Genomic DNA, 12,352 nt, shown 5'->3' on the forward strand with positions numbered 1-12,352 from the left:
GGGAAGAACGTCCATGAAATGCGATTCCTCAGGAGGATTAGGCATGTTTCTGCATTTCTTTTGATCCACGTCAAATAATCTGGCCTTCCCGTTCGCCGGGTGGTCTCCCCTTGCTATGTTGCAATTCGCATATTCATGACTGCCGATGTCCATGACTTCCACGTACAGAACAACAATCAGGAAGCGTCGATGCGACTCAACCAGCCGGTCACCGGCCGGGAATACCCGATTGGCGAAACCCAGAACCTCATCTCGCGCACCGATCTCAAGGGGCGTATCACCTACGCCTCGCCCACCTTCATCGAGGTCAGCGGTTTCGCCCACGAGGAGCTGATCGGTGCCCCGCACAACCTGATCCGTCATCCGGACATGCCGGAAGCGGCCTTCGCCGACCTCTGGCGGACCATCCAGGCCGGCCATGTGTGGGTGGGGATGGTCAAGAACCGGCGCAAGAACGGCGACCACTACTGGGTGCGTGCCCATGTGGTACCGATCCTCGAGCATGGCCGGGTGCAGGGGTTCACCTCGGTTCGGGTGAAGCCCGGCGAGAAGGAGAAGGGGCAGGCCGAGGAGGCCTACCGCCGCTGGCGCGAAGGCAAGGCCCGCGGGCTGCGCCTGGCACGGGGGCGTATCGTGCCGCGTGGGCCGAGGGGCTGGCTGGCCGGCCGGCGCCTGTTCGGGCTGCAGGGGGGTATCGTCATCCTGGCCGGCCTCGGCCTGCTGGGCGGCGCTGCCGGCGTCGGGCTGGGGCCCTCGGCCGCCGCCGGCATGGGGGCGCTGCTGGTGGTGACCGCGGGCCTCATCCTGAGGCGCATTCGTCGCGCCCTCGAGCTCACCCGGGGGTATGCCATGCAGATCGCGGCCGGGAACCTGGCGACCGACCCGCCGCCCCCCACCGGCGATGAATGGGGCGAGCTCACCGGCGCCATGACCATCATGCATTGCAGCCTCGCCAATATCTCCGTCGACATCCAGGCGATGCTCGACCAGGTGGAAGCCCAGGGCCAGGTGCTGCTCGGTGACCAGGACGACCTGGCGTCGCGTACCGAACACCAGGCCGCCGGCCTGCAGCAGACCGCCGCCGGCATGGAGGAGCTGACCACCACGGTGGAGCAGAATGCCGGCAATGCCCGCCAGGCCGAGCAGGGCGTGGGGCAGGCCGTACAGGAGGTCGCCCGGAGCGATGCGGAGGCCCGGGAGCTGGTGACCCGCATGGGCCAGATCACCGCCAGCGCCGGCAAGATGACCGAAGCGGTGGAAGTGATCGAGTCGATCGCCTTCCAGACCAACCTGCTGGCGCTCAATGCCTCGGTGGAGGCCGCCCGCGCCGGCGAGCATGGCCGGGGCTTCGCCGTGGTGGCCCAGGAGGTGCGCCAGCTGGCCGAGCGCTCCCGGGAGTCCGTGGCGCATATCCGGGCCCTGATCGACCACAGCCTCGACTCGATTCATGCGGGCGAGCAGCAGATCCGGCGACTCGAGGGCAGTCACCAGGGCGTGATGGCGGCAGTGGGCACCATCCGCGAGCTGATCGAGGCCATCGCCACTGCCTCTCGCGAGCAGGCGGATGGCCTGGCCCAGATCAACACGGCGGTGGCCGAGATGGACAAGGTCACCCAGCAGAATGCCGAGCGTGTGCAGTACTCCCGCCGGGCCGGCCAGTCGCTGCATGGCGAGGTCGAGCGCTTGCGCAATGCCATCACCTCGCTGCGCACCCGGGGGGCCGGCCAGGAGTTCGTCGGGCGCGAGCAGCGCTTCGCCGCCCGGGCCGCCGCGCAGGCGAGCGACGAGGTCGCAGCCCTGCCGTCCCCGCTCGAGCCTTGACCAAGGGCGAATCGCCGAACCGGGCGTCGTTGCGGTAGGGTGCTTCTCCGGCGCCGGCGGGTCGAAACGTGGCGCGTCGAGACGATAACAACAACCAGCAGGGCAATCAGGGGGTGCAGTGTGACAGCCGAGCCATGTCCAGGGGCAATGCGCATCGGGCAACGCCCCGGGGAGGTGTGTGACACCGCCGAACGCGGCGCACTGGAGGAGCGCTTCTACCAGCTCTACATCGCTGTCGAGCAGAGCCCGGTGGCCACCGCCATCACCGATGTCACGGGGCGTATCGAGTTCGTCAACCAGCGCTTTCTCGACGTCACCGGCTACTCGCGGGAGGAGCTGATCGGCAAGACGCCGGCGATGATCCAGTCCGGCCAGACCCCGGACGAGGTCTATCGCGACCTCTGGGCGACCCTGGCCGCCGGCCGGGTGTGGCGCGGCGAGCTGCTCAACCGGCGCAAGAACGGCGAGCTCTACTGGGAGTCGGAGATCATCACCCCGGTGCGCAACGACCGGGGCGAGGTGGTCAACTTCGTGGCGGTGAAGGAAGACGTCACCGAGCGCCGCCGCCAGGAGAACGAGCTGCGCCTGCTGGCCACCGCCTTCGAGACGGGGCAGGCGACGCTGATCACCGATGCCGAGATGCGCATCGAGAAGGTCAACCAGGCCTTCACCGACATCACCGGCTACCGCGAGGAGGAAGTGATCGGCAAGACGCCGAAGCTCTTCAAGTCCGGCCGCCACGACTCCGCCTTCTACGCCCGCATGTGGGGGGAGCTGCTGCGTTTCGGCCACTGGCAGGGCGAGATCTGGAACCGCAACAAGCATGGCGATATCTACCCGCTCTGGCAGTCGATCACCGCGGTGGTCGACGACGCCGGCGAGGTGCGCAACTTCGTGGCGGTGTTCCACAACATCGCCGAGCGCAAGCGCATGGAGAAGGAGCTGGAGCAGCAGGCCACCCGCGACCACCTCACCGGGGCCCACAATCGGCGTGCCTTCGATGTCGCCGTGCGCCAGGCACTGAAGCAGGCCGAGCAGGACGGCGAGCCCTTCACCCTGCTGCTGTTCGACATCGACCATTTCAAGTCGGTCAACGACACCCACGGCCACGACACCGGTGACGAGATCCTCAGGCAGCTGACGCGCCAGGTCGGCGATAGCCTGAGGAGCACCGACCTGCTGGCGCGCTGGGGGGGCGAGGAGTTCACCATCCTGCTGCCCGACACCCAGCTCAGGGGGGCCACCACCTTCGCCGAGCGGCTGCGCTGCCAGGTCGCCGAGACCCGTTTCCAGGGGCTCTCGATCACCATCAGCATCGGCATCACCCAGTATCGGCCGGGGGACAGCCTCGACGACCTGATCGTCCGGGCCGACGAGGCCCTCTACCGGGCCAAGGAGGCCGGCCGCAACGGCGTGGTGATCAACAGTGGCGAGATCTCCCGGGTCACCGAGGCATGACGGGGCGGCGGGACGTCGATAACGCGAGGGAGCAGGGAAGCATGCAGGAGAATGGGCAGGACTCAGGGGCGGTGGTCATGGCCGATGCGGCGGCGGGGGAGCATGCCGCCGCGGCCTTCCATCAGGCCAACGAGGCCATCATCATCGCCGATGCACGGGATCGCATCCTCGACATCAACCCGGCCTTCGCCGAGCTGACCGGCTACCGGCGCGAGGAGGTGCTCGGCCAGCCCCCCGAGGCATTCGGCCTGCAGTGCCTGGCCGGCGAGCGCCCCCTGCAGCTGTGGCAGGCGCTGCAGGTCGACGACCGGGTGAAGACCGAGGTCTCCTACCGCGACTGCCGGGGCAGGATCCACCCGGCGCTGCTGTCGGTGCGCCGGGTGCGTGACGCGGCGGGCGAGGTCTCCCACCAGGTCATCGTGCTGGCCGACCTGGCGTCGCTGACCTCGGCGGGGCGCCAGGCCGGACGGGAGGTCTATTTCGACGGCCTCACCGGCCTGCCCAACCTGCACCTGCTCACCCAGCTGATCCACGAGTCGATGCAGCAGGTGCGCCAGCAGGGCGGGAAACTGGCCGTCTGCGCCCTGGACATCGACCACTTCAAGCGCATCAACGACCGCCTGGGGCGGGAGGTCGGCGACCTGCTGCTCTCCACCTTCGCTCATCGGGTCAGCCACCTGCTGAGCGGCGACGACGTCCTGGCGCGCACCGGCGGCGACGAGTTCGTGCTGCTGCTGCATGATATCGAGGGCGATGGCGACTTCGAGCAGCTGCTCGAGGCGATTCGCCAGCCCATCGTCATCGAGGGACAGTCGCTGCGCGTCTCGGCCAGCCTGGGCATCGCCGTCTACCCCAGCGACGAGGTCGAGGGGGACGTGCTGCTGCGCCATGCCAACCAGGCCATGTACCGCGCCAAGCAGCGTGGCCGCAACCTCTACCATGTCTTCGACCCGGGGCTCGACCGCCAGCTGAGGCTGCGTCAGGAGCGCCGCCAGCGCCTGGCCGCGGCCATGGCCGGCCAGGAGCTGCGGCTCCACTACCAGCCCCAGGTCGACATGCTGGGCGGCCGGGTGATCGGGGTCGAGGCCCTGGTGCGCTGGCAGCACCCCGAGGAGGGGCTGCTGGCGCCGGGCGCCTTCCTGCCGGTGACCGAGGGAACCTCGCTGGAGGTCGAGCTCGGCGAGTGGGTCATCGAGGCGGCGCTGAGGCAGCTGCAGGCCTGGCTGGATGCGGGCATCGCGCTGCCGGTGCACGTCAACATCAGCCCCGCCCACCTGCTCAGCGGCAACTTCCCCGAACGCCTGGGCAACCTGCTGGCCGGTGTCCCGGAGGTGCCCTCGCGGCTGCTCAAGCTGGAGGTGCTGGAGACCGCCGCCATGCACGACATCCAGGCCGCGCTGGAGGCCATGCGGCGCTGCAAGGTGCTGGGCATCGACTTCGCCATCGATGACTTCGGTACCGGCTTCTCCTCGCTGACCTACCTGCGCCAGCTGCCGGTGGACCTGATCAAGATCGACCAGAGCTTCGTGCGCGACATGCTGACCGACCCGGATGACATGGCCATCGTCGAGAGCGTCGTCTACATGGCCAACCGCTTCAAGCGGCCCATGCTCGCCGAAGGGGTGGAGACCCTGGACCATGCCCGGGCCCTCCTGTCGCTGGGCTGCACCCTGGCCCAGGGCTACGGCATCGCCAGGCCCATGCCGGCCGGCGAGCTGCCGGACTGGCTCGAGGCATGGCAGGGTCGCCACGACTGGCAGGCGCTGTCCCGCGGCGCCTAGGTGTGATCTCTCGGTAGGTTGTTCATCCGGAGCCTACCCGGAAAACGGGCTGCGCTCGACCATACGGTGCCGCGGGAGCGGCCGTGGTGGCGTCGCCTAAGGCCGGTCCAGGCGTTACACTCCCCACTCCCGGCCGCCTCTCTCCGCCGGGATGTTCCGCTTTCCTGCACGAGTCTTCCATGAGTCACGACCTTCCCATCGAACGCATCATGCAGACCGGCCTGCTCAGCTGTGGCCCTGATACCCCGCTGTGCGAGGCGGCGGCACGCATGGCCGCACGACGCTGCAGCTCGATCCTGGTGATGCAGGGGGAGCGGGCCCTGGGCATCTGGACCGAGCACGACGTCTTCCGCGTGGATTTCGCCGACCCCGCGGCGGTGCGTGTGCCCATCGGCGAGGTGATGAGCACCCCGGTGGCCAGCCTGCATCGGACCACCCCGGTGGCCGAGGCCGCGGCGCGGCTGCACGCCGAGGGGCGTCGCCACTTCCTGGTGGTGGGCGATGCCGACGAGGTGCTGGGCATCATCACCCAGACCGACCTGGCGCTGAACCAGGGCATCGAGCCCTACCTGCGGCTGCGCGAGGTGCGCTGCGCCATGCGCGCACGGCCGCTGGTGCTGCCCGCCGGCCTGCTGCTGGCCGAGGCCGCGAGGCGCATGCGTCGCAGCGGCGACGAGGCCGCCGTGGTGGCCGGCGATGACACGGGAGAGCTCGGCATCGTCACCGAGCGCGACCTGGTGCGCTTCATCGCCGATCACCCCGGCAATACCCCGATCGGCGCCCTGGCCAGCCGGCCACTGCTCACCGTGGGCGAGCAGGAGATGCTGATCCATGCCCGCGACCGGCTGATCGACAACCAGATGCGCCATCTGGCGGTGCTCGACGAGGCCGGCCGGGTGGTGGGCCTGGTCGGCTTTCGCGACATGCTGGCCGGGGCCGAGAACCTCTACCTGGAGGACCTGCGCGAGGCCCTGGAGCAGCGCGACCGGGCCCTCTCCCAGTCGCGGCAGCACCTGCAGCTGGCCGAGCGGGTGATCGAGGCCTCGCTGGAAGGCATCATCATCACCGATGCCAGGAGTCGCATCGAGTTCGTCAACCCGGCCTTCACCCGGCTCACCGGCTACAGCCTGGAGGAGGTGGTGGGCCGCACCCCGGCGCTGCTCTCTTCCGGCCGCCATGACGCCGACTTCTATCACGCCATGTGGCAGGAGCTGCAGGCCCACGGCTACTGGCGTGGCGAGATCTGGAACCGGCGCAAGAGCGGCCAGCTGTTCCTCGAGCAGCTGACCATCACTGCCATCACCGACGACCAGGGCGTCACCAACCACTACGCGGCGCTGTTCACCGACATCACCCAGCTCCGCGAGAACGAGGAGCGGGTGCGCCGCCTGGCCTACTATGACGCCCTCACCGGCCTGCCCAACCGCCGCCTGCTGGAGGACCGCCTCGAGCTGGCGATCCGCCATGCCCACCGCCAGGAACAGCGCCTGGCGGTCATCTTCATCGACCTCGACCACTTCAAGCAGGTCAACGATACCCTCGGCCATGCCGTGGGCGACGAACTGCTGGTCAAGGTGGCGGAGCGGCTGGCTCACCGCCTGCGCGAGGACGATACCCTGGCGCGGCTGGGGGGCGACGAGTTCATCGTGATGCTGCCCGAGCTCGATGAGCCGGACGAGGTGACCCGGGTGGCACGGCGGCTGGTCGAGGGGATCAGCGAACCCTTCACCCTGGGGGGGCACGAGTTCCGCATCGGCTGCAGCCTCGGCATCAGCCTCTACCCGGACGACGGCGACAGCCCCGAGCCGCTGGTGCGCAATGCCGATGCCGCCATGTACCGCGCCAAGCAGGAGGGGCGCAACACCTACCGGCTCTATCACGCCGGGATGCACGTGCAGCATCACCAGCAGCTGGCCCTGGAAACCGCCCTGCGCAATACCGTGGAGAGCGGCGAGGGGCTCGAGGTGCACTACCAGCCGCTGGTCACCCACGACGCTGGCGGCCTGCACTCCGCCGAGGCGCTGCTGCGCTGGACCCACCCCGAGTTCGGCGTCGTGACCCCCGGGGAGTTCATTCCCCTGGCCGAGCGCTCGGGGCTCATCGTGCCGCTGGGGGAGTGGGTCATGGCACGGGTCTGCCGCCAGCTGGCCGAGTGGCGCCGGGCCGGGTTCTCGCCGGCGCCGGTGGCGATCAACCTGGCCGCCCAGCAGTTCGTGCAGCCCGACCTGGTGGAGCGGGTGCAGGCACAGCTGGCGGCCCATGACCTGCCGGGCCACCTGCTCGGCTTCGAGCTCACCGAGAGCACCCTGGTGGAGCGGCCCGACCAGGCGCGGGAGACCCTCCAGGGCCTGAGCGACATTCCCTGCCATGTGGCCATCGACGACTTCGGCACCGGCTACTCGTCGCTGAGCTACCTCCACGAGCTGCCGGTGAGCATCCTCAAGATCGACCGCAGCTTCATCCAGGGGCTGGGGGCGACGCGCCACAGCGGCGCCATCGTCGCCGCGGTCAGCGGCATGGCCCGCGAGCTGGGCCTGAGCGTGGTCGCCGAGGGCGTGGAGACCGAGGCCCAGCACCGGGCGCTGGGTCGCTACGGCGTCGACCTGATCCAGGGCTATCTCATCGGCCGCCCGGTCGACGCCGACGAGTTCGCACGGCAGTGGCTGCCGGCCGTGGCGACCGGCCCGGCATAAGCCTTGTCAAGCGCCGCCAGAAAATTTTCCTTCCGGCCCTAAAGTCCTTCCCCGGCGTGCCGTTAAACAGGGTAACGGCCAACGGCGCCGTTGTGGCAGGCCCGCTGGGCCTTGGGTAGCAGACGCAGCGGGCCCGCCAATGGAGCCCCCAACGTTAGGAAGGAAATCACCATGTCAGTGATCAATACCAACATCACTTCCATGATTGGCCAGGCCAATCTCCAGAAGAGCCAGAATGCCCTGCAGACCTCCATGGAGCGCCTCTCCTCCGGCCTGCGCATCAACAGCGCCAAGGATGATGCCGCCGGTCAGGCCATCGCCAACCGCATGTCTGCCCAGATCACCGGTCTGGCCCAGGCCCAGCGTAACGCCAACGACGGCATCTCGCTGGCGCAGACCGCCGAAGGTTCGCTGAACCAGGTCAACGACAACCTGCAGCGTATCCGTGAGCTGAGCGTTCAGGCACAGAACGAAACCAATTCCTCAGATGATCTTCAGTCCATTCAGGACGAGATCAACCAGCGGCTGGAAGAAATCGATCGCATCTCTGCCGAGACCAGCTTCAATGGCGTTAAAGTGCTGGCCAGCGATCAAGGCTTGAAGATTCAGGTGGGCGCCAATGATGGTGAGCAGATTTCTGTGAACCTTAAAGAAATAACCTCTTCCACGCTTTCTTTGAGCAACTTTGATATAAGAAACGAGTCCCTTGACACAAGTGCCCTTGAAGCGACTCCCACCACAGAGGCAGTCGCTTCAACTCTTAATATCGAAGAAGTTAAGTATAATGCTGATAATGATCCGGGTTCTTCCTTCGAGATCTGGAGAAATGATGCCGACCCGACTCAGCTTGTAATTGTTAATACAGCAACTGATGAAGGTTGGAATGCAACTTATGACCAAGAAACAGGTGAGATTTACCTGAATACCGATGATGGTCCGAATGTTGCAGATACTACAGCTGCCGCATTTACGGATGCTCACACTCAGGCTGTTTCAGGCGAAGAATTGGTCGTTGGGAAAGACGAAGATGGTAACGATGTCGTTATGACATATGACGATATCGATGTCCGAAATGATGCTGACTCTGCCACTCCTGTGCTTTATCAGGCTGGCGAGGGTGTAGCTGATGGTGGTGGTGACTACTATGTGCGTGTAGATGGCGCAGATTACCTTGTGACCGACATGATCACTGACCCGGATGATGAGAACTACGGTCAAGTGACATATGACATGACTGCTGCCGTAGATACCTCAGATTTCTCAATGACTGAAGTATCTGGGGCGGTAGTGAGCAGCCCCGAGGACGCTGTAAGCATTAATGTGTCCGGGCTCGATTCTGAAGTGGTTGGAGATAGTCCTGAAGTTTATGCTTTCAAGGATGGAAGCGGCTATGTGATCAAAGGAGAAGTAGAGGGGCAGACCGTTTACTTTGAGGCAGAAGTCAATAACGAGACTGGGGTTGTGAGTATTAAGCAAGATGACTCTGGTGAAAACATTCAACTGAATGCAGATCCTCTGGCTTCTTTGGACGCCGCCCTGAACCAGGTCGATAGCCTGCGCTCCGAGCTGGGTGCCGTGCAGAACCGTTTCGAGGATGCCATCACCAACCTCAACACCAACGAGACCAACCTCGCTGCCGCCCGCTCGCGCATCGAAGATGCCGACTACGCGGTGGAAGTGGCCAACATGACCCGCGCGCAGATTCTGCAGCAGGCCGGTACTTCCGTTCTGGCCCAGGCCAACCAGGTGCCGCAGAATGTGCTGTCCCTGCTGGGCTGATCTGGCACTTGATCCGGTGGGGCAGGTCCTGCCCCGCCCTTCAAGACCCGACAGGCGCCCTCGTGGCGCCTGTTTTGCCGAGGAAAGATGATGTCAATGAGCCAAGCGAGCCTATCGTCAAGGGAGCTGCTGGATGACCTTGTGCCCAAGCTCAAGTCCACCGAGACCTTCCTTCACGATACGCTCACCGTCAGGATCAATTGCTGCCTCGACCCCAGGGAGAAGCTGCGGCTGCAGAATCTCAGGACGGAGTTCCAGCTGGAGCTCACCATGATCCGCATGAACCTGGAGCACCTGCTCAGGCGTTACTCGGATCGGCTGGTCGCTGCTGCCGATGCGGAAGAGGGCGATACCATGCTGGCACTGGACGACCACGAGGCCGTTGCCATCGAGAGTATTCGTCGTCTCTATACGCGCTCTCGTGAGCTGCAGACGCACTCGGGCTGGAATGGCTATGACTGAGGAAGAGCACCGGCGCGTGATCGACGCGCTTCAGGACGTCATCGTGGAAACGCAGGAGACCATCGAGCGCCTCGAGGCAGCGGGTATGCAGGAGGCGCTGGCGGAGGATTACCACCAGCTGTTCGAGGTGCTGGATCGCGCCAATCGCCAGCAGCGGCAACATACGCTGGAGATGCTGGACCTGGGCGTGGTGCGCCCAGGTCCAGCGTCTCCAGGGCGACTCGCTACATCGGGTTCAGCTCGGTGATCTTGAGCGTGGCCGGCTGCAGCTGATCGTTGCCGTGCACGCCGACCCAGATGTTGTACATGCCGCTCGCCGGGTTCTGAAACAGCACCAGCGGGTCCAGGCCAACGAAGTCATCGTTGCAGTACCAGCGGCCATCCGGCGCGTTGATCACCAGGGTGGTGTCGGCACTCGATTCGACGGTGATATACAGCGGCATGCTGCCTGCATCGTAGTGAAGGTCGATATCCGGTGCGCTGGCCATGATGTAACCGGTGCAACCCGGCCCCAGCTTGCCGTTCACTTCGGTGGCGCCCCCCGCCTGCAGGCTCTGTACCCAGGGGTCGGGCGTGAAGCCGGCGCTCAGGTGATGGCTGCCATAGCTGGGCTCGGTGGTCCAGTCCGGCTCCTGGGCAAGGGCGGTGGACGTCACGGTGAGCAGGCAAAGGGCCATGAGCCCGAGTCGTGCGACCTGCAAGGTGTTTTCTTTGGTTCTTTTCATGGAAGTTTCCTGCGTTTGAGAGCAAGGGTGATTGCTCGGTGCACTCGAGAGCCTATGCCGAGCGAGCCTACATGAGAAGTCGCTACTGTCATGGGGTAGCCTGCGCTGTTTCCACGCAATCGGGGAAAGGCCCGGAGGATTCCCGCGCAGGGCGCGACGATGGCAGCACGTGCAATGAAACTGGCGCCTTTTCCGGCGAACAGGCATATGCACGGGCGTTAATGGACCCGCGGGCCTATACTCTGACGTTGCTGGGGAATGACAACGCCACGGCGCGACGGGCCGGAGTGGCACCGGCGCGCCATCTGCCCAGCCGACCTCGTTGCCCTGATGGATGCCGGACATGTCGTGCTGCCTGCCCAGAGCCCTGTTGCTGGTGATCTTGCTGTCCGCCGGCCAGGCGTGGGCGAGTGACGCCTACCCCGAACGCGATATCCGCCTGGTGATTCCCTTCGGCCCCGGCGGGGCCACCGATGTGCTGATGCGCACGATCGCGCGGGAGGCACAGCCCCTGCTGGGGGTCGCCATCGAGACGGTCAACCTGCCCGGGGCCGGGGCCACCCGCGGCTCCCAGGCGGTGCGGGAGGCCGAGCCGGACGGCTATACCCTGCTGGGCAGCCACCAGACCCTGGATCTCTCCTTCCTGGCCGGCGTGGCGCCCTATTCCCATGAGGCCTTCGCGCCCATCGCCCTGCTGACGCGTACCGTCAACATTCCCGCCGCCCGCAGCGGTCATGTGGTGCAGTCGGCCGATGAGGTCGCCGATCGGGTGCAACAGCGGCCCGGCGAGCTGCGCTTCGGCATGATCGCGAGTTCCACCGATCACTTCTTCTGGCTGCAGTTCTTCCGCGAGACGGGCATCGCGCCGGAACAGGTGCGGCTGGTGCGCTATCCCGACACGGGCTCCCAGGTGGCGGCGCTGCTGGCCGGCGAGATCGACTTCGCCATGCTCAACCTGCCCTCGGGAGGCGAGCTGTTCCGGGCGGGGGTGCTCAGGCCGCTGGGCGTGGCCCACGAGCGGCGGCTAGAGGCGCTCCCCGAGGTGCCCACCCTGCGCGAACAGGGGATCGACCTGGTCAACTCCACCGACCGCGGGCTCTTCGCGCCCCTGGAGACGCCCCCGGAGCACCTGCGGCGCCTGGCGCAGGCCTTCGAGGCGGCGCTGGCGAACCGGGCGCTGACGGAGCGTATCGAGCGCGAGTTCGGCTCCCTGGTCAGCTTCCGGCCCCTCGGCGCCTATGCCGACTACCTGGCCGAGCGTCATGCGGAACTCGCCGTGCTCGCCGACGAGATGCCGTTCGCCGACTGATGCCTGCCATCGACGTGATCATCGAGCTCTCCCACGACGCCTGCCTGGCCCACTACGAGGGGCGAGTGGCGCAGGTGCACACCCGCAGCCTGGATGGCCGGCGTGTGGTCTTTCCCGCCGAGGCGTTGCGCCGGGTGGTGACCCGCGACGGGGTGCACGGCACCTTCCGCCTGACCTTCTCCGAGGAGGGGCGCTTCGAGTCCATCCGGCCGCTTGCCTGACGCCCCCCGTTCAAGTGCCCCCTTCCGGTGCCGATAGCCCAATGGAGGGCTGGCATCGCGCGGCTCGAGCCCGCAACATCGTCACAGGACGGGCGAACGCCGC

Annotated in this window: 10 protein-coding genes; 9 read left to right on the forward strand and 1 reads right to left on the reverse strand. The window is 66.3% G+C overall.

The window, feature by feature from the left end:
- Positions 1–189 precede the first annotated feature (189 nt).
- The 7 genes from ACOMD9_RS01340 (at position 190) to ACOMD9_RS01370 (ending at position 10,241) form a co-directional block, all read left to right on the forward strand.
- A complete protein-coding gene (locus ACOMD9_RS01340; protein ID WP_421411746.1) occupies positions 190–1,821 on the forward strand; it encodes a methyl-accepting chemotaxis protein in 1,632 nt (543 codons plus the stop codon).
- Positions 1,822–1,968: 147 nt separating this feature from the next.
- Entirely contained in the window at positions 1,969–3,279 is a 1,311-nt protein-coding gene (locus tag ACOMD9_RS01345) for a sensor domain-containing diguanylate cyclase (RefSeq protein ID WP_421411747.1), read from the forward strand.
- Between the two features lie 41 nt (positions 3,280–3,320).
- Positions 3,321–5,060 carry a putative bifunctional diguanylate cyclase/phosphodiesterase gene (locus ACOMD9_RS01350; protein ID WP_421411748.1) on the forward strand — a complete coding sequence of 580 codons (1,740 nt, stop codon included), beginning with the start codon at positions 3,321–3,323 and terminating at the stop codon, positions 5,058–5,060.
- A gap of 179 nt (positions 5,061–5,239) precedes the next feature.
- Complete coding sequence (locus tag ACOMD9_RS01355; RefSeq protein ID WP_421411749.1) at positions 5,240–7,753, forward strand: EAL domain-containing protein; 2,514 nt, start codon at positions 5,240–5,242, stop codon at positions 7,751–7,753.
- Positions 7,754–7,924: 171 nt separating this feature from the next.
- Positions 7,925–9,532, forward strand: coding sequence for a flagellin N-terminal helical domain-containing protein (locus ACOMD9_RS01360; RefSeq protein ID WP_421411750.1), 1,608 nt, complete (start codon positions 7,925–7,927; stop codon positions 9,530–9,532).
- A gap of 96 nt (positions 9,533–9,628) precedes the next feature.
- Positions 9,629–9,994 (forward strand): hypothetical protein, encoded by a 366-nt coding sequence (locus ACOMD9_RS01365; protein ID WP_421411751.1) that lies wholly within the window; start codon positions 9,629–9,631, stop codon positions 9,992–9,994.
- Positions 9,987–10,241, forward strand: coding sequence for a hypothetical protein (locus ACOMD9_RS01370; protein ID WP_421411752.1), 255 nt, complete (start codon positions 9,987–9,989; stop codon positions 10,239–10,241). Before ACOMD9_RS01365 ends, ACOMD9_RS01370 begins: the two co-directional genes overlap by 8 nt.
- Here ACOMD9_RS01370 and ACOMD9_RS01375 read toward each other — a convergent pair.
- Positions 10,219–10,719 (reverse strand): hypothetical protein, encoded by a 501-nt coding sequence (locus ACOMD9_RS01375; RefSeq protein ID WP_421411753.1) that lies wholly within the window; start codon positions 10,717–10,719, stop codon positions 10,219–10,221. The two genes, ACOMD9_RS01370 and ACOMD9_RS01375, sit on opposite strands and share 23 nt — an antisense overlap.
- Positions 10,720–11,062: 343 nt before the next feature.
- On the opposite strand from ACOMD9_RS01375, the gene ACOMD9_RS01380 reads away from it, so the two are divergent.
- Together ACOMD9_RS01380 and ACOMD9_RS01385 are read left to right on the forward strand one after the other, a co-directional pair.
- Positions 11,063–12,028 (forward strand): Bug family tripartite tricarboxylate transporter substrate binding protein, encoded by a 966-nt coding sequence (locus ACOMD9_RS01380; RefSeq protein ID WP_421411754.1) that lies wholly within the window; start codon positions 11,063–11,065, stop codon positions 12,026–12,028.
- Entirely contained in the window at positions 12,028–12,249 is a 222-nt protein-coding gene (locus ACOMD9_RS01385; RefSeq protein ID WP_421411755.1) for a DUF2835 domain-containing protein, read from the forward strand. Before ACOMD9_RS01380 ends, ACOMD9_RS01385 begins: the two co-directional genes overlap by 1 nt.
- The last annotated feature ends 103 nt before the right edge of the window (positions 12,250–12,352 follow it).

The organism is Halomonas terrestris, assembly GCF_049166755.1.
GTDB lineage: Bacteria > Pseudomonadota > Gammaproteobacteria > Pseudomonadales > Halomonadaceae > Halomonas.

Excerpts from the sequence above, each read along its gene's own strand:
- ACOMD9_RS01340 (WP_421411746.1), top strand. The coding sequence starts at position 190 with ATGCGACTCAACCAGCCGGTCACCGGCCGGGAATACCCGATTGGCGAA.
- ACOMD9_RS01355 (WP_421411749.1), top strand. The coding sequence starts at position 5,240 with ATGAGTCACGACCTTCCCATCGAACGCATCATGCAGACCGGCCTGCTC.
- ACOMD9_RS01365 (WP_421411751.1), top strand. The coding sequence starts at position 9,629 with ATGAGCCAAGCGAGCCTATCGTCAAGGGAGCTGCTGGATGACCTTGTG.
- ACOMD9_RS01350 (WP_421411748.1), top strand. The coding sequence starts at position 3,321 with ATGCAGGAGAATGGGCAGGACTCAGGGGCGGTGGTCATGGCCGATGCG.
- ACOMD9_RS01370 (WP_421411752.1), top strand. The coding sequence starts at position 9,987 with ATGACTGAGGAAGAGCACCGGCGCGTGATCGACGCGCTTCAGGACGTC.
- ACOMD9_RS01360 (WP_421411750.1), top strand. The coding sequence starts at position 7,925 with ATGTCAGTGATCAATACCAACATCACTTCCATGATTGGCCAGGCCAAT.
- ACOMD9_RS01380 (WP_421411754.1), top strand. The coding sequence starts at position 11,063 with ATGTCGTGCTGCCTGCCCAGAGCCCTGTTGCTGGTGATCTTGCTGTCC.
- ACOMD9_RS01385 (WP_421411755.1), top strand. The coding sequence starts at position 12,028 with ATGCCTGCCATCGACGTGATCATCGAGCTCTCCCACGACGCCTGCCTG.
- ACOMD9_RS01345 (WP_421411747.1), top strand. The coding sequence starts at position 1,969 with ATGCGCATCGGGCAACGCCCCGGGGAGGTGTGTGACACCGCCGAACGC.
- ACOMD9_RS01375 (WP_421411753.1), bottom strand. The coding sequence starts at position 10,719 with ATGAAAAGAACCAAAGAAAACACCTTGCAGGTCGCACGACTCGGGCTC.